The sequence below is a fragment of the Enterobacter cloacae complex sp. S1 genome (assembly GCF_014930525.1).
Lineage (GTDB): Bacteria > Pseudomonadota > Gammaproteobacteria > Enterobacterales > Enterobacteriaceae > Enterobacter > Enterobacter hormaechei_C.
Genome location: NZ_JADBRE010000003.1, coordinates 15581 through 35642 on the forward strand (window position 1 = coordinate 15581; position 20062 = coordinate 35642).

A 20062-nucleotide genomic window follows, 5' to 3' on the forward strand; every position below is an offset into this window, starting at 1 on the left:
GTGGACGCAACGGGCGCGCCCACGGGGTGATGCATCTGGCAGGTCTCTTTTTACTTACCAGCTGGCTCGCATACGTTCACGTACGAGCGCCGAGCTGCGGCGGTTGTCAGCACCCAGACGGTTTTTCAACGTGGTCTCCTGACGAGCGTCGCTGATGGCCTGTTGCAGGGTGGTTTTCACCCGCGTCAGATCGCTTTCGGTAGGGGCATCCGGATTGCTGATATCCAGCAGGTCGGAAAGCAGCCCCAGCGTGGCGTAGTTGCTGATGTCATACGCCATTGGCGGAATGGTTGCAGCCAGTTTTTCCAGCGCCTCAACGGTACGCAGCGTAATGCGCGCCGCAGACTCTTTGCCCATGGCATGGATCAGCACGCCTTTATCGTTGAAGGCAATCAGACGGTTAGCCTGGTAGCCGTGCGCCAGAAACGCGCCGGACATGGCCTTACCGACGATAAGACCAATCACCGGATGACCCGCCAGCCGCGCATTAGCGTAGGCGGCAGCGGCGCCGGCCAGCGCCTGGTGGATACCAAACGCCTCTTCGCGACGGCCATAGGCCTGGCTTGGGACGTCGATTACCGCCACAATCGGGCGCTTCACGGCTTTATCTGCGTCGGCGGCGACGGTTTCGCTGACCACTTTTGCCAGCGTCCATCCTTCCAGCAGGCCGACTTCACCCTGCGCCGCGCGCGGGAAGTGGTTGTTGGCGTCCGGCACCACGGCGACAAAACGCACCGTTTCACCGTTTAGCTCGCCGTCTGCGGCCTGCACGGACGGGCATAACCCCTCCAGACGTTTCGCGTTCGGGGCCAGAGTTTCCAGCCAGAGTTCGCCACGGCTAATTGCGTTAGTCATCATTTCACCTCCCGGGCAAAAAGCGCTTTAATCTGTTCGGCATCGGCCTGTTTGCGGGTGTCGAAATTCGTCAGACGGTTCAGGTAATCGTCGTAGTTATCGGTGCGATGTTTCGCCGGTACGCCTTTGGCGATGGCTTCGTTCATCGCGGCTTTCACCGCGTTCACGCCGTCGCCCACCAGCGCGTCCACCAGCCCGCTTTCAAAGCGTACTTCGCCGCCGGTCATGCTCCAGATAAACGGACGGTCGCGGGAGTCATACTCTTCAATGCCCGCTTCCTGCTCGATAACCTGCGGACCGTTGAGGCCGAGCCGCGCTTCGCGGGTCACAATCAGGTAGCTGCACAGCGCCGCGGCGATAGACATCCCACCGAAGCAGCCCACGGTCCCGGCGACAATCCCGACGACCGGAGTATAGCGACGCAGGTCAACGATCGCGGCGTGGATATCGGCAATCGCCGCCAGGCCGAGGTTGGCTTCCTGCAAACGTACGCCGCCGGTTTCGAGGCACAGCACCGCCTGAGTCGGAATGCCGTTGCGGTTATCTTCCGCCGCCAGCTCCAGCGCTGCCGCCATTTTGGCGCCGGACACTTCGCCCATGCTGCCGCCCTGGAAGGTGCCTTCAATCGCCACCACCACCGCAGGCTGGCCGTTGATGGTCCCTTTCGTGACCACCATGCCGTCATCGGCCTGAGGAACAATCCCCTGTGGCCCAAGCCACGGAGAGATAATGCCTTCAAACGGATCCAGCAGTTCGCGGTAGCTGCCGTCGTCGAGCAGCGCCTGCGCACGCTGGCGCGCTTTTAATTCGATAAAGCTGCTGTCATCACGCATGGTTCACCCCTTCAAAAACCTGTTCGATACGAATGCGTGCCACGCCCGGCGTCGCGCCGAAGTCGTGGATGGTCAGCTTACCTGCGGGCAGGCTGCTGACGGTTTGCAGGCGGTTGAACAATGCCTCCCAGCGCCCGCGGCTGTTGTCGACGGAGGTGGTGATATCAATGGTTAAGGTCTGGCCCGGTTCGGCGGTGAAAAGCACCTCCATATCCCCGGAACCGACGACCCCTGCCAGCGCCCTGCCGCTTACTTCGCGGCTGGCGGGCACGGTCAATGTGATTTTTTCCATAACATCCTCTTAATGCTTTGAATAGGGCGTTTCGGCGCGGTCAAGAAACAGCGTGGCGGCAAGCAGGTCTGCGGCTCCGCCCGGCGAGGCGTTAAGCGCCAGCATCTGACGGTCTAACCGCGCCAGCGCCTGCTGCCCGGCGAGGGTTGCGCATCCTCCGGCGTTCAGCACCGCACGGGCGCCGTTCTGCATGGCGTCCAGCCCCTCCATGCCGGCGCGCGACAGCACGCAGGTGTCGGTGAGCGAGGTCATGATCGCCATCAGCGCGTCGAGTCTGGCCTGCGTTTCGCTGCTGCCGTTGAGACGGCTGAGGCGAAGCTGCGGCAGCGCGCGCTGCATGATGTGCGGAAACGCCTGCTGAGCCTCTTCACGCGCGCCCGGCACACGGTAGCGGTGCGTAACGCGTAACCCCTTGCTGAACACTTTCGGCGCCGCGTCATCCGGCAGCTTCGCCAGCTGAGCGGCGGTGTTCGCGACGGTTTGCGCCCGGGCATCGCCGCCCAGCATCGCCACCGCGCTCACCAGCAATCCCAGCGCCCAGATCGCGCCACGGTGCGTGTTCACGCCGTCGGTAGCGGCCATCATCTGCCGTTCACCTTCGCGACCCAGGCGGCCAACGGTTTGCCTGAGGGCAATATCCGCCGGACGCTGCCAGCTCTGCTGCGCCAGCGCCTGAAACGTGGGGGTCAGGCTGTGAGCGGAGCGCTCCATCAGCGCAAGCGATAAATCGTGGTGCGCGCCGTTCCCCCGGCTGTCCACCAGACCGGGCTTCGGGCTTAAACGTGCTTCGTCAATCAGACACTGCGTGGCGGTTCGCGCCAGCCATTCGGCACCGCCTTCAACCTGGATCTGGGGCAGAAGTTTCATTACCAGCTCCGGAATTTCGCAGGTGGGTTGTAAAGACCGCCGGACCATTCCACCAGGTCCGCGACGCTACCGGCCGCCAGCAGCGAACGGGTGGCATCGGTGCGGCGAATGCCCATATCTTCCGGATACACAACCTTGCCGCTCTGGCGCAGTTCCGCCACGCGTTTGGCGTCAACGCCCAGACCGATATCGGTGATACCCGCCACGGCGGCGACCATGGCACGACGCTCTTCAAGATCTTTCGCCCGGTAGAGGTAAGCAATCCCCTCTTCCGTCAGCACGTGGGTGACGTCATCGCCGTAAATCATGACCGGCGCCAGCGGCATACCGGAGGCTTTCGCGACCTCAACGGCGTCGAGTTTTTCCACGAAGGTTGGCTTCACGCCCGCCTGGAAGGTTTCCACCATCTGCACAACCAGCTTTTTACCGCGCTGCATCGGGTCAGGCTCGGTGATCATGTTCAGCCAGGCCGGTGTGGCGTGGCGACGACCGTGCGGATCGTGGCCCATGTTTGGCGCGCCGCCGAAGCCGGAAAGACGGCCGCGGGTCACGGTTGAGGAGTTAGCGTAACCATCAACCTGTAGCGTGGAGCCGATAAACATATCGACCGCGTACTGACCAGCCAGCTGGCAGAAGGCGCGGTTAGAACGCATGGAGCCATCGGCACCGGTAAAGAACACGTCAGGGCGGGCGCGGATGTACTCTTCCATTCCCAGCTCGCCGCCGAAGCAGTGGACGCTCTCCACCCAGCCGCTTTCGATGGCCGGGATCAGCGTTGGATGCGGGTTCAGGGTCCAGTGTTTACAGATTTTGCCTTTGAGTCCGAGCTGTTCGCCGTAGGTTGGCAGCAGCAGCTCGATCGCTGCGGTGTTAAAGCCAATCCCGTGGTTCAGGGACTGCACCTGGTGTTCAGCGTAGATGCCTTTAATCGCCATCATCGCCATCAGGATATGTTCCTGTTTGATCAGGCGCGGGTCGCGGGTGAAGAGCGGTTCGATAAAGAACGGCTTGTCGGCAACCACCACAAAATCAATCCACGAGCCCGGAATATCCACACGCGGCAGGTCGCACTCGTCATCCACCAGCTCGTTCACCTGCGCGATGACGATGCCGTCATGGAACGCGGCGGCTTCCACCAGCGCCGGAGTATCTTCGGTACTCGCCCCGGTATAGAGGTTGCCTTTGCGGTCCGCTTTAAAACCGGCAATCAGCGCCACGTTTGGCGATAGGTCGACGTATAAACGTGAGTAGAGTTCGATGTAGGTGTGAATCGCCCCGATTTCGAGCTGACCATCCTCCAGCAATTGGGAGATTCGCAGGCTTTGCGTACCGGAGAAGGAGAAGTCCAGCTTGCGGGCGATGCCTTTCTCAAAGATGTCCAGATGTTCGCTGCGGCCCACGCTCGGCATGATCATATGCAGATCGTGCACGATTTGCGGGTTCACTTCCGCCAGTGAACGGGAAAGGAAATCCGCCTGCTTCTGGTTGTTGCCTTCCAGAACGACTTTGTCGCCTGGTGCGATCAGTTTTTCCAGCATGGCGACAAGATCGCCGGTTGGCAGTACCTTGCCCTGCACCGGTACGGACGCCAGACGACGCGCTTTCTCACTGCGTCGGGTGTTCCATTGCCGGGTGGGTGTTTGCCCAGATAACATTATTAACCTCCTGATTCAGCACATCATTCTGATTTGCTTAACGTTGAGTAAAGTGTGCGCTCTGGTGAGAAAGGCATCAATTAAGCGTAGAGCCAAATCATTAGCCTGAGAGTAATAATCAAGGTAAATATTTGTGATCGGGATCAGTTCATGTTTCGGAAAAACGGGCTAAACGGGGTACAATTCGGAAGGTATAGTTAATTTCTGACAAGAATCAGCATCGCCCTTATGACCCAAATCATTCCCTCAGACTTCGACATTGCAGCCGAAGAGAGCGCAGAGTTCGTGCCCATGCGCGGTGTGGCTAACCCTCACCTGCAAACCATGCTGCCGCGCCTGATCCGCCGCAAGGTACAGTTCACCCCGCACTGGCAACGGCTGGATTTGCCGGATGGCGACTTTTTGGATCTCGCCTGGAGCGAAGATCCGGATCGGGCCAGACATAAACCCCGTCTGGTGGTGTTTCACGGTCTGGAAGGCAGCCTGCACAGCCCTTACGCACACGGTCTCATTGAGGCGGCGAAAGCCCGCGGCTGGCTTGGGGTAGTGATGCATTTTCGCGGATGCAGCGGCGAGCCTAATCGTCAGAAACGTATTTATCACTCGGGTGAAACCGAGGACGGCACCTGGTTCCTGCGCTGGCTAAGAGACAATTTCGGCGAGGCGCCAACGGCAGCGGTGGGGTATTCGCTGGGCGGCAATATGCTGGCCTGCCTGCTGGCGAAGGAGAGCGACGCCGTACCGCTGGATGCGGCGGTGATCGTCTCTGCGCCCTTTATGCTGGAGCAGTGCAGTTATCATATGGAAAAGGGGTTTTCGCGGGTCTACCAGCGCTACCTGCTCAACCTGCTGAAAGCCAACGCCGCGCGCAAGCTGAAGGCTTATCCGGATACGCTGCCTGTGACGCTGCAACAGCTCAAACGCGTGAAGCGCCTGCGCGAGTTTGATGATTTGATCACCTCGAAAATTCACGGCTTTGCCGATGCGATTGACTATTACCGTCAGTGCAGCGCCATGCCTTTACTGAACCAAATCACGAAACCCACGCTGATTATCCACGCCAAAGATGATCCGTTTATGGATCACCACTCGATTCCGGCGCCCGATCATCTGCCGGCCAACGTGGAGTATCAGCTCACCCAATTCGGCGGACACGTCGGCTTTGTTGGCGGCACGCTGCGTCGGCCAAAAATGTGGCTTGAGACGCGTATTCCCGACTGGTTAACGGCTTATCTGGACGGTAAAAAATGATTATTCCCTGGCAGGATCTCTCTCCCGACACGCTCGATAATCTGATTGAAAGCTTTGTCTTGCGCGAAGGCACCGATTATGGTGAACATGAACGTTCGCTTGAACAAAAGGTCAACGATGTTAAGCGCCAGCTTAAAAGCGGCGACGTGGTGCTGGTATGGTCCGAACTGCATGAGACGGTCAATATCATGCCCCGCAACGCGTTTCACGGCTGATCTTTACACTTTTCCAGTCAGGGAGTTGCTATGTCTGCCAGACATCCGGTTATTGCCGTTACGGGTTCGAGTGGGGCGGGAACCACTACCACCAGCCTCGCCTTCCGCAAGATCTTCGCCCAGCTTAACTTACGGGCGGCAGAGGTAGAAGGCGACAGCTTTCACCGCTACACGCGCCCGGAGATGGATATGGCCATCCGCAAAGCGCGCGATCTGGGTAAACACATCAGCTACTTCGGCCCGGAGGCGAATGACTTCGGCCTGCTTGAGCAAACCTTCCGTGAATACGGGCAAAGCGGTACCGGGCAGTCCCGCAAGTATCTCCACACCTACGATGAAGCCGTGCCCTGGAACCAGGTCCCCGGCACGTTCACGCCCTGGCAGCCGCTGCCGGAACCGACTGACGTTCTGTTTTACGAAGGTTTGCACGGCGGCGTGGTGACGCCTCAGCACGACGTGGCGCGCCACGTGGATTTGCTGGTGGGGGTGGTGCCGATTGTTAACCTTGAGTGGATCCAGAAGCTGACGCGTGACATGAGCGAGCGCGGCCATTCGCGAGAGGCGGTCATGGACTCGGTGGTGCGCTCCATGGAAGATTACATCAACTTCCTGACGCCGCAGTTCTCCCGAACCCACATTAACTTCCAGCGCGTCCCCACCGTGGACACCTCCAACCCGTTCGCGGCAAAAAGCATCCCTTCCCTGGACGAGAGCTTTGTGGTGATCCACTTCCGCAACCTGGAAGGCATTGATTACCCCTGGCTGCTGGCGATGCTACAGGGTTCGTTTATTTCGCACATGAATACGTTAGTGGTGCCCGGGGGAAAAATGGGGCTGGCAATGGAGCTGATCATGACACCGCTGGTGCAGCGACTGATGGAAGGAAAGCAGATCGCGTGACGCCTGTTGCCGGATGGCGCTTCGCTTATCCGGCCTACGTTCGTGCAGTTGTAGCTTTTGTAGGCGGGTCAGCGAAGCGCCACCCGCCAAAAATTAAGCCGCGATCACTTCATACGAATGGGTGATTTTTACCGCTTTCTCCAGCATTAACGCCACAGAGCAGTATTTCTCCGCAGACAGGTCAACCGCACGCGAGACCGCCGCATCCTTCAGTTCTTTGCCAGTGACGATAAAGTGCAGATTAATATGCGTGAACAGGCGGGGCGCCTCCTCGCGACGTTCCGACGTCAGCTTCACTTCACAATCGGTCACGTCATGACGGCCTTTTTGCAGGATCGACACCACGTCGATCGCACTGCATCCGCCTGCCGCCATCAGCACCATTTCCATCGGGCTTGGCGCTTTATCGCCGGAGTTGCCATCCATCAAAACCTGGTGCCCGGAAGCAGACTCGCCCAGGAACGTTAACCCTTCAACCCATTTCACACGCGCTTGCATATTCACTCACTCCAACGTTGCATTTTTTATGACAGATTACGTGTACGTTACATTTCTCGCAACGGAAGGCGACCTGCGTCATGCTGAAGCGAGACACCAGGAGACACGCGGCGAAAGCTATGCTAAAACACTCTGGATGCTACAGTAATACATTGACGTTACACATGTATGCAGAGGACATCAAACTTTACTGGCTGCGAAACGTTACGACAGCCGACTTCCCAGGTATGGGTAAGAATTCGATTGCAACCCCAGAGTCCGGATGCATCTTATGACTCTGGTGACAGCTTATAACAGAGGATAACAGCGCATGGTGCTTGGCAAACCGCAAACAGACCCGACTCTCGAATGGTTCTTGTCTCATTGCCACATTCATAAGTACCCATCAAAGAGCACGCTGATTCACCAGGGTGAAAAAGCGGAAACGTTGTATTACATCGTTAAAGGCTCGGTGGCCGTGCTGATCAAAGATGAAGAAGGGAAAGAGATGATCCTTTCTTATCTGAACCAGGGCGATTTTATCGGTGAACTGGGCCTGTTTGAAGAAGGCCAGGAACGTAGCGCCTGGGTTCGTGCAAAAACAGCATGTGAAGTGGCTGAAATTTCTTACAAGAAATTCCGTCAGCTGATTCAGGTCAACCCTGACATCCTGATGCGTCTTTCTTCCCAGATGGCACGCCGTCTGCAAGTGACCTCTGAGAAGGTGGGTAACCTCGCCTTCCTGGACGTGACCGGTCGTATCGCGCAGACGCTGTTGAACCTGGCGAAACAGCCAGACGCCATGACCCACCCTGACGGTATGCAAATTAAAATTACCCGTCAGGAAATCGGTCAGATCGTCGGCTGCTCCCGTGAAACAGTGGGCCGTATCCTGAAGATGCTGGAAGACCAGAACCTGATCTCTGCCCACGGTAAAACTATCGTGGTCTACGGAACCCGTTAATTTCGGTCAAACGGCGTGCCGCCGCAGGGTGGCACGCCGTTTTTGTCTCGACTCCTCATGTGGCGCAGGCTGATATATCACCCGGAAGTTAACTACGCACTGCGACAAACGCTGGTGTTGTGTCTTCCCGTGGCCGTGGGCCTGATCCTCGGACATCTTCAGCAAGGCCTGCTGTTTTCCCTCGTGCCCGCCTGCTGCAACATTGCCGGTCTGGATACGCCGCATAAACGCTTTTTTAAACGTCTGATTATTGGCGGCTGCCTGTTTGCCGGCTGTAGCCTTGCCGTACAACTCTTACTGGCCCGCGACATTCCTCTGCCGCTGATCCTGACCGTACTGGCGATGACGCTTGGCGTCACCGCCGAAATCAGCTCGCTGCACGCCCGCCTGCTTCCCGCGTCGCTGATTGCCGCCATCTTCACCTTAAGCCTTGCGGGCAATATGCCGGTGTGGGAGCCATTGCTGATCTACGCCCTCGGCACGCTGTGGTACGGGCTGTTTAACTGGTTCTGGTTCTGGCTGTGGCGGGAACAGCCGCTGCGCGAATCCCTGAGCCTGCTCTACGTGCAGCTTGCTGAATACTGCGAAGCAAAATACACCCTGCTCACTCAACATACCGACCCGGAAAAATCCCTGCCGCCGCTGCTGGCGCGCCAGCAAAAAGTGGTGGATCTGATCAGCCAGTGCTATCAGCAGTTGCACATGCTTGCCGCCAACAAAAATCATGAATACAAGCGGCTGCTGCGAACCTTCCAGGTCGGGCTGGATTTGCAGGAGCATATCTCCGTCAGCCTTCATAATCCGGAAGAGGTGCAAAAGCTGGTGGAGCGCAGCCATGCGGAAGCGGTGATCCGCTGGAACGCGCAGACCGTCGCGGCGCGCCTGCGTGTGCTGGCTGACGATATCCTCTATCACCGCTACCCGACGCGCTTTAACATGGACAAACAGCTCGGCGCGCTGGAAAAGATTGCGCGTCAGCACGCGGATAACCCGGTCGGGCAATTTGCTGCCTGGCATTTCAGCCGCATCGCCCGGGTGTTGCGCACCCAGCGCCCGCTTTATGCCCGGGACCTGATGGCCGATAAGCAAAAACGGCTGCCGCTGCTGCCCGCGCTCAAAAGCTATCTTTCACTGAAATCTTCCGCCCTGCGCAATGCCGCGCGGATCAGTGTGATGCTGAGCATCGCCAGCCTGATGGGAATGGCCCTGCACCTGCCGAAACCCTACTGGATCTTAATGACCGTGCTGTTTGTCACCCAGAACGGCTATGGCGCCACGCGGGTGCGCATTCTGCACCGGGCGGGCGGTACGATGGCGGGGCTGATTATCGCGGGCGTGACGCTGCACTTCCACGTGCCGGAAGGCTATACCCTGGCCGGTATGCTGGCAATCACGCTGGTGAGCTACCTGATCATCCGCAAAAACTACGGCTGGGCGATGGTGGGCTTTACGGTGACGGCGGTGTATACCCTGCAACTGCTCACGCTTAACGGGGAACAGTTTATTATTGCCCGGCTGGTCGATACGCTAATTGGCTGCCTGATCGCCTTTGGCGGCATGGTCTGGCTGTGGCCGCAGTGGCAAAGCGGGTTGCTCAGGCAGAACGCCCACGACGCGCTCGAAGCCGATCAGCAGGCCATTCGTCTTATTCTGAGCGATGACCCGCAGCCCTCTCCGCTGGCCTACGAGCGCATGAAGGTCAACCAGGCGCATAACGCCCTGTTCAACTCCCTTAACCAGGCCATGCAGGAGCCGGGCTTTAACGCGCACTATCTGGCTGATATGAAGCTGTGGGTCACGCACAGCCAGTTTATCGTCGAGCACATCAATGCCATGACCACGCTGGCGCGGGAGCACACGATGCTGACGCCGGATCTGGCGCAGCGCTATTTGCAGTCGTGTGAAATTGCGTTGCAGCGCTGTCAGCAGCGTCTGGAGTATGACGCGCCGGGCGAGTCAGGGGATTCGAACATTCTGGAAGCGCCGGAGACGCTGACCCACGGGCCGATGAGCACCCTTGAGCAGCATTTACAGCGCGTTCTCGGGCACCTGAACACCATGCACACCATTTCGTCGGTGGCATGGCGTCAGCGCCCGCATCACGGGATTTGGTTAACGCGTCGGTTAAAACGAACCGCGTATTAGCCGCTGACGATCTTCGCGACCGCCGCGGCAAAACGGGTTAATCCGTCTTCGATGTCTTTGTCTTCCACCACCAGCGATGGCGCAAAGCGCATCACGTCCGGCCCGGCGTTGAGCACCATGACGCCTTCGTGCGCGGCGGCGTGCAGGAAATCGCGCGCGCGGCCTTTGTACTGCGGCTTCAGTTCGGCGCCGATCAGCAGCCCCATGCCGCGGATCTCGCTGAAGACATCAAAATGTTCGTCAATCTGCTGAAGATGTTTCACAAACAAGTCGCGTTTCGCATTCACGCCATTCAGGACGTCCGGCGTATTAATGATGTCGAACGCCGCACCCGCCACGGCGCACGCCAGCGGATTACCGCCGTAGGTGGAGCCGTGTGAGCCCACATGAAATGCGGAAGCGATATCCTGGGTGGTGAGCACCGCACTGACCGGGAAACCGCCGCCGAGCGCTTTCGCGCTGGTCAGAATATCCGGCGTTACGCCGTAGTGCATATAAGCAAACAGGTCTCCGGTACGCCCCATCCCACACTGCACTTCATCAAACACCAGCAGCGCCTGGTGCTCGTCGCACAGCTCGCGCAGCCCTTGCAGAAATTCCGGGGTGGCCGCCGTGACGCCGCCTTCCCCCTGAATGGGCTCGACCACCACGGCACAGGTGTGATCGTCCATCACCGCTTTAACGGCGTGCAGATCGTTAAACGGCACGTGGATGATATCCGCAGGTTTCGGACCAAAGCCGTCGGAATACTTCGGCTGGCCGCCAACGGAAACGGTAAAGAAGGAGCGACCGTGGAAGGCGTTATGGAAGGCGATGATTTTGGTTTTGTACGGGCTATGACGCGTGGTTGCGTAGTAGCGCGCCAGCTTAAAGGCGGTTTCGTTGGCTTCGGTGCCGGAGTTCATAAACAGCACGCGTTCGGCGAAGGTGGCATCGATGATCTTACGCCCCAGACGCAGCGCCGGTTCGTTGGTGAACACGTTGCTGGTGTGCCACAGCGTTTCGCCCTGCGTTTTCAGCGCGTCCACCAGCGCAGGATGGCAATGGCCCAGCGCCGTCACCGCAATACCGCCTGCGAAATCAACATACTCGTTGCCCTGCTGATCCCAGACGCGGCTGCCTCTCCCTTTCACCGGGATAAACTCAGCCGGTGCATAAATCGGCAGGATCACTTCATCAAATGTCGCGCGGGTAATTGCTGGTTGTTCAGTTGCCATGTCATGACCATCCATTTTTATGTCACAGTGCTTTTGAAAATATAATCATAAAATATGCATAAAAAATCACAACAAGGCAACAGATATTCAGCGATTAAGGAAATTGGCCAGCAGCGCGTGCCCCTGTTCGCTGAGAATGCTTTCCGGGTGGAACTGCACGCCTTCCAGATCGTACTCACGGTGACGAATGCCCATGATCTCCTGCGTCTCGCTCCAGGCGGTGACCTCAAAGCAGGCCGGCAGGGTCGGCGGATCAATGATCAGAGAATGGTAGCGCGTCACGGTTAACGGATTGTTTAGCCCCAGGAATACGCCGGTACCGGTGTGCGTGACCGGAGAGGTTTTGCCGTGCATGACTTTCGCGGCACGGACAATGGTGGCGCCAAAGACCTGCGCAATGGCCTGGTGACCCAGGCAGACGCCCAGAATCGGCAGTTTGCCCGCATAGTGGCGGATGACCTCCAGCGAGATGCCGGATTCCGACGGGGTACACGGCCCCGGCGAAATCACGATTTTCTGGGGCGCCAGCGCGTCAATGTCAGCCAGCGCGATCTCATCGTTACGGCGGACAACCACCTCTGCCCCCAGCTCACAAAAATACTGGTAAAGGTTCCAGGTAAAGGAATCGTAGTTATCAATCAGCAGAATCATGGCGGCTCCTGAAAAAATGGCCGCCCTATTTTACGCAGATTCCCGCGCTTCGCTCACAACTTTGGCAAAGATGGCGTTCAGGGCGGTCAAATCCCCCATTGCCCCGCTCTGATTGGCGGCTGCCCAGTCGTTCGGGTCGATCCCCTGCCAGTTCAGCACATAGCCCGCATGAATAGCCAGTTGTTCAAAGAAGATCCGCTGGGCCACGCCATTACCGCTCATAAACGGATGTAGCATGTTGATTTCACAGTAGTAATGACTGATTCTGTCTGTAAACTCTGCTTTCTGAAGGCCCACCAGATATTTATCACTTTCCAGCGAAGCCATCAGCTCATTACCCACTTTCTCGATGTACTCGAAATGGCAAAAAGGAATGTCGCCCTTAGAAATATCGGCGGTGCGCAGCTCGCCCGCGCCTTTCATTTCGTTGCGGAATAAATGGCGGTGAATAAGACACAGATGGGGTAAACCCGGAGCGGAAGGCCCCAGTTCCAGCGTCTCGATATCGGGTTCAGCGGGACCCTTGCCTTTTTCAAGGAGGCAGCTGGCCTGAAAATTGACCTTACGTTGTTGCTCCCAGAGACGGGATTTTTGCTTGTCGGTGAGTTTTTTCACTACGCCTCCCTGAATAGTCCGTTTGCCACAAGTATAAGCAGCAAAACGCGCTTTCGCAGGGAGGGCGGAAAGACACGGGCAGGATATGCCCGTGTGGAAGAACGATTATGGCAACACTTTCGCGGAGAGAATGACGACAGGCTTAGTCGGCACATTCTGGTATGGACCGACATCGTGAGTCTGAACCTGAGAGATCTTATCCGCAACGTCCATGCCTTTCACCACTTTGCCAAACACCGCGTAGCCAAAGTCGCGCTGACCGTGGTCCAGGAAGGCGTTATCAGCCACGTTGAGGAAGAACTGGCTGGTGGCGCTGTCTTTGTCCGCCGTACGCGCCATGGAGATGGTGCCGCGCTTGTTCAGCAGGCCGTTGTCTGCTTCATTTTTGATGGGCGGGTTGGGCTGTTTCTGCTGCATCTGCTCGTTAAAACCGCCACCCTGAATCATAAAGCCCGGGATCACGCGGTGGAACGTGGTGTTGTTATAAAAACCACTGTTCACGTAGTCGAGGAAGTTTTTCACCGAAACAGGGGCTTTCTGGCTATCCAGCTCCAGCTCAATATTCCCCGCAGAGGTAGTCAGCAGGACGTGGGGGTCTCCTTTGGCTGCCAGCGCAGCAGGGGAAACGGCAGAAAGAGCAAACACAGCTGCGACAGCCGCCAGTGTTGATTTGAGCATGAGAATTCCTTAACAAAGCGCAGTATAAAAAGCGAATGGCTTGATTCTAAAGAGCAGTATGAACCCAGACCAGTCTTTTACCTAATTTTACCAAATTGAAACAATTATTACCGCGCAAACGATTGTTCACCCCACAACGTAATGTGATCCGCATCACGTTAAAACCTGCAATTGTGCTCAAAATTTTCTGAAAAGATTTAATTAGATCACTTTCGCGACTAAAATCTGCCCGCTCAAACGCAGTCATTGCGTTTTTCTTTACTTTTAACAGGCCAGACATGACTAACAGCAATCGCATCAAGCTCACATGGATCAGCTTCTTCTCTTACGCCCTGACCGGCGCGTTGGTGATCGTCACCGGGATGGTGATGGGAAATATCGCAGACTACTTCCAGCTGCCCGTTTCCAGCATGAGTAACACCTTCACCTTCCTGAACGCGGGGATCCTGATCTCTATTTTCCTTAATGCCTGGCTGATGGAAATCGTGCCGCTGAAAACGCAGCTGCGTTTCGGCTTCGTGCTGATGATTGCCGCCGTGGCGGGCCTGATGCTGAGCCACAGCATCGCCCTCTTCTCTGCCGCCATGTTCGTGCTGGGTCTGGTGAGCGGGATCACCATGTCGATCGGTACATTCCTGATTACGCATATGTATGAAGGCCGCCAGCGCGGCGCGCGTCTGCTGTTCACCGACTCCTTCTTCAGCATGGCCGGGATGATTTTCCCGATGGTCGCCGCGTATCTTCTGGCGCGCAGCATTGAGTGGTACTGGGTGTACGCCTGCATTGGTCTGGTTTATGTCGCGATCTTTGTTCTCACCTTCGGCTGCGAGTTCCCGGTGCTGGGCAAAAAAGCGCAGACTACGTCCGAGCCGGTTGCGAAAGAAAAATGGGGTATCGGCGTACTGTTCCTCTCCATCGCCGCGCTGTGTTACATCCTCGGCCAGCTGGGCTTTATCTCCTGGGTTCCTGAATACGCGAAAGGTCTGGGCATGAGCCTGAACGACGCGGGTAAACTGGTAAGCGATTTCTGGATGTCTTACATGTTCGGCATGTGGGCGTTTAGCTTTATCCTGCGCTTCTTCGACCTGCAACGGATCCTGACCGTTCTGGCGGGTCTGGCGACCGTGCTGATGTATCTGTTCATCAACGGTTCCCCGGAGCATATGCCGTGGTTCATCCTGACCCTGGGCTTCTTCTCCAGTGCGATTTACACCTCGATCATCACCCTTGGCTCTCTTCAGACCAAAGTGGCCTCGCCAAAGCTGGTGAACTTCGTGCTGACCTGCGGCACCATCGGCACCATGCTGACCTTCGTGGTCACGGGCCCGATTGTTGCGCACAGCGGCCCGCTGGCGGCGCTGCATACCGCTAACGGTCTGTACGCCATGGTGTTCATCATGTGCTTCGTGCTGGGCTTTGTGACCCGTCACCGTCAACACAACCCGGCAACAGCTACCCACTAATCGCCGTAACCCCTTTGCGTACTGCAAAGGGGTTTTTCCCTGCTCACCCGCCCTGCCCGCCAATGGGTAAAAAACACCACTACATTTGTGCAAAAAATAAGCAAGCACAAAAATCAAACAATATCCGTCACTTATAAAAATCCTGACAAATCATAGATATACCCACTAAGGGGTAGGTGAAGGCGTATTTGATTTGCATCAATAAGTGCCCCTGCTGAATCGTTAAGGTAGGCAGTAATAGAAAAGAAATCGAGGCAAAAATGAGCAAAGTCAGACTCGCTATCATCGGTAACGGCATGGTCGGCCACCGCTTTATTGAGGATCTTCTCGATAAAGCCGATGCTGAGCAGTTCGATATTACCGTGTTCTGTGAAGAACCCCGCAAGGCGTACGACCGTGTGCACTTGTCTTCCTACTTCTCTCACCATACCGCCGAAGAGCTCTCTCTGGTGCGTGAAGGGTTCTACGAGAAGCATGGCGTAAAAGTGCTGGTGGGCGAACGCGCTATCACCATCAACCGTCAGGAGAAAGTGATCCACTCCAGCGCCGGACGTACAGTTTTTTACGATAAGCTGATCATGGCGACGGGCTCGTATCCGTGGATCCCGCCTATTAAAGGGTCGGAAACCCAGGATTGCTTCGTTTACCGTACCATTGAAGACCTCAACGCCATTGAATCCTGCGCACGTCGAAGCAAACGCGGCGCGGTTGTCGGCGGTGGTCTGCTGGGTCTGGAAGCGGCAGGCGCACTGAAAAACCTCGGCGTTGAAACCCACGTCATCGAATTTGCCCCGATGCTGATGGCGGAACAACTGGACCATATGGGTGGCGACCAGCTACGCCGTAAAATCGAAAGCATGGGCGTGAAGGTTCACACCAGCAAGAACACCAAAGAGATCGTGCAGGAAGGCACCGAAGCGCGTAAAACCATGCGCTTTGCCGACGGCAGCGAGCTGGAAGTGGATTTCATCGTCTTCTCCACCGGTATTCGCCCGCGCGACAAGCTGGCCACCCAGTGCGGTCTGGCCGTTGCGCAGCGCGGCGGGATCATGATCAACGATACCTGCCAGACCTCCGATCCGGATATCTACGCCATCGGCGAATGCGCCAGCTGGAATAACCGCGTATACGGTCTGGTTGCACCAGGGTACAAAATGGCGCAGGTCGCCGTTGACCATATCCTCGGCAGCGAAAACGCCTTCACCGGCGCAGACATGAGCGCCAAGCTGAAACTGCTGGGCGTGGACGTGGGCGGTATTGGTGATGCGCATGGCCGCACCCCGAACTCCCGCAGCTATGTTTATCTGGACGAAAGCAAAGAAGTCTACAAACGTCTCATCGTCAGCCAGGACAACAAAACCCTGCTCGGGGCGGTGCTGGTGGGTGATACCAGCGACTTCGGTAACCTGCTCCAGCTGGTGCTGAACGCCATTGAGCTGCCGGAGAACCCGGACGCGCTAATCCTCCCGGCGCACGCCTCCAGCGGTAAGCCGTCCATCGGCGTGGATAAACTGCCGGACAGCGCGCAAATCTGTTCCTGCTTCGACGTGACTAAAGGCATGCTGATCTCCGCCATTAACAAAGGCTGCCACACTGTTGCGGCGCTGAAGGCGGAAACCAAAGCCGGGACCGGCTGCGGCGGCTGTATTCCTCTGGTCACTCAGGTGCTGAACGCCGAGCTGGCAAAACAGGGCATTGAAGTGAACAACAACCTGTGCGAGCACTTCGCTTACTCTCGCCAGGAGCTGTATCACCTGATCCGCGTGGAAGGCATTAAGTCCTTCGACGAACTGCTGGAGAAACACGGCCAGGGCTATGGCTGTGAAGTATGTAAGCCTACCGTCGGTTCCCTGCTGGCGTCATGCTGGAACGAATATGTGCTCAAACCAGAACACACTCCGCTTCAGGACACCAACGATAACTTCCTGGCCAATATTCAGAAAGACGGGACTTACTCGGTGATCCCGCGTTCTGCCGGAGGGGAGATTACCCCGGAAGGGCTGGTCGCCGTGGGCCGTATCGCCCGTGAGTTTAACCTGTACACCAAAATCACCGGCTCCCAGCGTATCGGCCTGTTCGGTGCGCAGAAAGATGACCTGCCGGAAATCTGGCGTCAGCTGATTGAAGCGGGCTTTGAAACCGGTCACGCGTACGCCAAGGCGCTGCGCATGGCGAAAACCTGCGTGGGCAGCACCTGGTGCCGCTACGGCGTGGGCGACAGCGTGGGCTTCGGCGTAGAGCTGGAAAACCGCTACAAAGGCATCCGTACGCCGCACAAAATGAAGTTCGGCGTCTCAGGGTGTACCCGTGAATGTGCAGAAGCACAGGGTAAAGACGTGGGTATCATTGCCACCGAGAAAGGCTGGAACCTGTACGTGTGCGGTAACGGCGGGATGAAACCTCGCCACGCGGATCTGCTGGCCGCCGATCTCGATCGCGATACGCTGATCAAATACCTCGACCGCTTCATGATGTTCTACATTCGTACCGCCGATAAGCTGACCCGTACCGCGTCCTGGCTGGATAATCTCGAAGGCGGCATCGACTACCTGAAGTCGGTCATCATCGACGATAAGCTGGGCCTGAACGAACAGCTGGAATCCGAGATGACCCGCCTGCGCGAGGCGGTGATCTGCGAGTGGACCGAAACCGTGAACACGCCAGCGGCGCAGACGCGCTTCAAACACTTTATCAACAGCACCCAGCGCGACCCGAACGTGCAGGTGGTGCCGGAGCGCGAACAGCACCGTCCAGCGACCCCGTATGAACGTATTCCGGTGATGCTGGTGGAGGAAAACGCATGAGCCAGTGGGTTAACATCTGCAATATTAACGACATTCTGCCAGCAACCGGCGTCTGTGCCCTGCTGGGCAACGAGCAGGTGGCGATTTTCCGCCCTCGCCACGATGAACAGGTCTATGCCATCAGCAATATCGACCCGTTCTTCGAGGCCAGCGTGCTCTCCCGCGGTCTGATTGCGGAGCACCAGGGCGAGCTGTGGGTTGCCAGCCCACTGAAAAAGCAGCGCTTCCGCTTAACCGACGGACTCTGCATGGAAGATGAAAGCTTCTCGGTCAAACACTACGACGTCCGCGTGAAGGACGGCGAGGTGCAGCTGAAAGCGTAACCTCTCGCCTTTTCAATAGGAAAGGCTTATGACCCCTTATGGGTAACGGCAGGAAAAACCGTATGTTCTGTACGATTCCTGCTGTTATCCTGACGTCAATTCTTCCCCCGCCATGAATGCTGTGAGGTAACGTCGTGGATCACCTGCCGATTTTTTGTCAATTACGCAACCGCGACTGCCTGCTCGTGGGCGGCGGCGATGTGGCTGAACGCAAGGCACGCCTGCTGTTAGAGGCGGGTGCCCGGCTGACCGTCAACGCCCTCACTTTTGCCCCACAGTTTGACGTCTGGGCGCAGGAAGGGATGCTCACCCAGGTGCAGGGCGAATTTGATGAATCCCTGCTGGATACCTGCTGGCTGACCATCGCCGCAACGGATAACGATGACGTTAACCAGCGCGTCAGCGACGCCTGCGAAGCGCGCCGCATCTTCTGTAACGTTGTGGATGCGCCGAAAGAGGCGAGCTTTATCATGCCGTCGATTATTGACCGTTCACCGCTGATGATTGCGGTGTCGTCCGGCGGGCGCTCGCCCGTTCTTGCCCGTCTGCTGCGGGAAAAACTGGAAGCCGTGCTGCCGCAGCATCTTGGTCAGATTGCCCAATACGCCGGGGAGCTGCGCTCCCGCGTGAAGCAAACCTTCGCAACCGTGGGCGAACGCCGTCGCTTCTGGGAGAAGTTCTTTGTCAACGACAGGCTGGCGCAGTCCCTTGCCAATCAGGACACCAAAGCCGTTGAAGAGACGACCGAACAGCTCCTGAGCGAGCCGCTGGACCATCGCGGTGAAGTGGTGCTGGTGGGCGCTGGTCCCGGCGATGCGGGCTTGCTGACGCTGAAGGGTCTCCAGCAGATCCAGCAGGCGGACATCGTGGTGTATGACCGTCTGGTCTCTGATGACATCATGAATCTGGTGCGCCGGGATGCTGACCGCGTGTTCGTCGGCAAACGGGCAGGTTATCACTGCGTACCGCAGGAGGAGATCAACCAGATCCTGCTGCGGGAAGCGCAAAAAGGAAAGCGCGTGGTGCGCCTGAAGGGTGGCGATCCGTTTATCTTTGGTCGCGGCGGCGAAGAGCTGGAAACCCTGTGCAACGCGGGTATTCCGTTCTCCGTGGTGCCGGGCATTACGGCGGCGTCCGGCTGTTCTGCCTATTCCGGCATTCCGTTAACCCATCGCGACTATGCCCAGAGCGTACGCCTGGTGACGGGCCACCTGAAAACCGGCAGCGAACTGGACTGGCATAATCTGGCCGCTGAAAAGCAGACGCTGGTGTTCTATATGGGGCTAAATCAGGCAGCCACTATTCAGGCGAAACTGCTGGAGCACGGCATGGAAGCAGATATGCCGGTCGCGCTGGTGGAAAACGGCACCGCCATTACGCAGCGCGTGGTCGATGGCGTGCTGACGCAGCTGGGCGAGCTGGCGCAGCAGGTTGAAAGCCCGGCGCTGATCGTGGTGGGTCGCGTGGTAGCCCTGCGCGAAAAACTGAACTGGTTCTCCAGCCACTAACGCATAATCTCTCCCGGGAGTAGTCTTTAAGCGGACTACTCCCTTCTTACCTCAGTCGATAACATACCGCCCGCATAATGGAACTTTTCCATTTATTCCCTCGTGTTACATCCAATTTTCGATTTTTTGACAAGGAATGCGTATGTTCAAACTGGCAAAAGCTGCCGTTCTGGTCGGCCTGTTATCAACTCTGACGGCCTGCACCGGTCACGTTCAAAATACTAAAAATAATTGCAGCTACGATTACCTGCTTCACCCGGCGATCTCCATTTCGAAGATCATCGGCGGTTGCGGCCCGGCGGCACAGCAGTAAGCGTTTTTCAGGCGTAAAAAAACCGGGGAAGTCCCG

General features: G+C 57.3%; 20 protein-coding genes. 10 read left to right on the forward strand and 10 right to left on the reverse strand.

Features of this window, described 5'->3' with window-relative positions; genetic code table 11:
* Positions 1 to 54: 54 nt before the first annotated feature.
* From mdcE to mdcA, 5 genes are read right to left on the reverse strand one after another with little or no spacing between them, the layout of a single operon-like run.
* The gene (gene mdcE / locus IM290_RS01970) at positions 55 to 855 is read right to left on the reverse strand and encodes a biotin-independent malonate decarboxylase subunit gamma (RefSeq protein WP_193041618.1); all 801 of its coding nucleotides are present in this window, start codon (positions 853 to 855) and stop codon (positions 55 to 57) included.
* Positions 855 to 1688: a biotin-independent malonate decarboxylase subunit beta gene (locus tag IM290_RS01975; protein WP_193041608.1), complete on the reverse strand. Its 834-nt coding sequence runs from the start codon at positions 1686 to 1688 to the stop codon at positions 855 to 857. The genes mdcE and IM290_RS01975 overlap by 1 nt, the downstream gene beginning before the upstream one ends.
* Positions 1681 to 1980 carry a malonate decarboxylase acyl carrier protein gene (gene mdcC / locus IM290_RS01980; protein WP_000411786.1) on the reverse strand — a complete coding sequence of 100 codons (300 nt, stop codon included), beginning with the start codon at positions 1978 to 1980 and terminating at the stop codon, positions 1681 to 1683. Before mdcC ends, IM290_RS01975 begins: the two co-directional genes overlap by 8 nt.
* A 9-nt stretch (positions 1981 to 1989) precedes the next feature.
* Positions 1990 to 2847, reverse strand: a complete 858-nt coding sequence (locus IM290_RS01985) for a triphosphoribosyl-dephospho-CoA synthase (protein ID WP_017384166.1) — start codon at positions 2845 to 2847, stop codon at positions 1990 to 1992.
* The gene (gene mdcA, locus IM290_RS01990; protein ID WP_015571421.1) at positions 2847 to 4502 is read right to left on the reverse strand and encodes a malonate decarboxylase subunit alpha; all 1656 of its coding nucleotides are present in this window, start codon (positions 4500 to 4502) and stop codon (positions 2847 to 2849) included. The genes IM290_RS01985 and mdcA overlap by 1 nt, the downstream gene beginning before the upstream one ends.
* A 228-nt stretch (positions 4503 to 4730) precedes the next feature.
* Between mdcA and IM290_RS01995 the strand changes: the two genes are divergently transcribed.
* The 3 genes from IM290_RS01995 to IM290_RS02005 are packed head-to-tail and all read left to right on the forward strand — an operon-like array spanning position 4731 to position 6868.
* Positions 4731 to 5753, forward strand: coding sequence for a hydrolase (locus tag IM290_RS01995; RefSeq protein WP_045330091.1), 1023 nt, complete (start codon positions 4731 to 4733; stop codon positions 5751 to 5753).
* Positions 5750 to 5968 carry a YheU family protein gene (locus tag IM290_RS02000; RefSeq protein ID WP_014171926.1) on the forward strand — a complete coding sequence of 73 codons (219 nt, stop codon included), beginning with the start codon at positions 5750 to 5752 and terminating at the stop codon, positions 5966 to 5968. The genes IM290_RS01995 and IM290_RS02000 overlap by 4 nt, the downstream gene beginning before the upstream one ends.
* 30 nt (positions 5969 to 5998) lie before the next feature.
* On the forward strand, positions 5999 to 6868 hold the full coding sequence (locus IM290_RS02005) for a phosphoribulokinase (RefSeq protein WP_003861663.1): 870 nt from the start codon (positions 5999 to 6001) through the stop codon (positions 6866 to 6868).
* Positions 6869 to 6961: 93 nt separating this feature from the next.
* Here IM290_RS02005 and IM290_RS02010 read toward each other — a convergent pair whose 3' ends face one another.
* Positions 6962 to 7366, reverse strand: coding sequence for an OsmC family protein (locus tag IM290_RS02010; protein ID WP_015571423.1), 405 nt, complete (start codon positions 7364 to 7366; stop codon positions 6962 to 6964).
* A 310-nt stretch (positions 7367 to 7676) separates the two neighbouring features.
* On the opposite strand from IM290_RS02010, the gene crp reads away from it, so the two are divergent.
* Positions 7677 to 8309, forward strand: coding sequence for a cAMP-activated global transcriptional regulator CRP (gene crp, locus IM290_RS02015; protein WP_000242758.1), 633 nt, complete (start codon positions 7677 to 7679; stop codon positions 8307 to 8309).
* Between the two features lie 57 nt (positions 8310 to 8366).
* The gene (locus tag IM290_RS02020; protein WP_006812214.1) at positions 8367 to 10454 is read left to right on the forward strand and encodes a YccS/YhfK family putative transporter; all 2088 of its coding nucleotides are present in this window, start codon (positions 8367 to 8369) and stop codon (positions 10452 to 10454) included.
* On the opposite strand, the gene IM290_RS02025 is transcribed toward IM290_RS02020, so the two are convergent.
* From IM290_RS02025 to ppiA, 4 genes are all read right to left on the reverse strand, one after another.
* Entirely contained in the window at positions 10451 to 11671 is a 1221-nt protein-coding gene (locus IM290_RS02025) for an aspartate aminotransferase family protein (RefSeq protein WP_193041607.1), read from the reverse strand. The two genes, IM290_RS02020 and IM290_RS02025, sit on opposite strands and share 4 nt — an antisense overlap.
* Positions 11672 to 11758: 87 nt before the next feature.
* Positions 11759 to 12322 (reverse strand): aminodeoxychorismate synthase component 2, encoded by a 564-nt coding sequence (gene pabA, locus IM290_RS02030; RefSeq protein ID WP_023295529.1) that lies wholly within the window; start codon positions 12320 to 12322, stop codon positions 11759 to 11761.
* A 30-nt stretch (positions 12323 to 12352) separates the two neighbouring features.
* Positions 12353 to 12937 (reverse strand): putative adenosine monophosphate-protein transferase Fic, encoded by a 585-nt coding sequence (locus tag IM290_RS02035; RefSeq protein ID WP_023295530.1) that lies wholly within the window; start codon positions 12935 to 12937, stop codon positions 12353 to 12355.
* A gap of 105 nt (positions 12938 to 13042) precedes the next feature.
* A complete protein-coding gene (gene ppiA / locus IM290_RS02040) occupies positions 13043 to 13615 on the reverse strand; it encodes a peptidylprolyl isomerase A (protein WP_003861649.1) in 573 nt (190 codons plus the stop codon).
* A 278-nt stretch (positions 13616 to 13893) separates the two neighbouring features.
* Here ppiA and tsgA point away from each other — a divergent pair, with 278 nt between their 5' ends.
* The 5 genes from tsgA (at position 13894) to IM290_RS02065 (ending at position 20026) form a co-directional block, all read left to right on the forward strand.
* Positions 13894 to 15078 (forward strand): MFS transporter TsgA, encoded by a 1185-nt coding sequence (gene tsgA / locus IM290_RS02045; protein ID WP_193041606.1) that lies wholly within the window; start codon positions 13894 to 13896, stop codon positions 15076 to 15078.
* Positions 15079 to 15338: 260 nt separating this feature from the next.
* Complete coding sequence (gene nirB, locus IM290_RS02050) at positions 15339 to 17882, forward strand: nitrite reductase large subunit NirB (protein WP_017384160.1); 2544 nt, start codon at positions 15339 to 15341, stop codon at positions 17880 to 17882.
* Positions 17879 to 18205 (forward strand): nitrite reductase small subunit NirD, encoded by a 327-nt coding sequence (gene nirD, locus IM290_RS02055; protein ID WP_015571429.1) that lies wholly within the window; start codon positions 17879 to 17881, stop codon positions 18203 to 18205. The genes nirB and nirD overlap by 4 nt, the downstream gene beginning before the upstream one ends.
* Positions 18206 to 18339: 134 nt before the next feature.
* Positions 18340 to 19713 carry a siroheme synthase CysG gene (gene cysG / locus IM290_RS02060; RefSeq protein WP_040118178.1) on the forward strand — a complete coding sequence of 458 codons (1374 nt, stop codon included), beginning with the start codon at positions 18340 to 18342 and terminating at the stop codon, positions 19711 to 19713.
* Positions 19714 to 19855: 142 nt separating this feature from the next.
* Complete coding sequence (locus IM290_RS02065) at positions 19856 to 20026, forward strand: YhfL family protein (RefSeq protein ID WP_008503029.1); 171 nt, start codon at positions 19856 to 19858, stop codon at positions 20024 to 20026.
* The last annotated feature ends 36 nt before the right edge of the window (positions 20027 to 20062 follow it).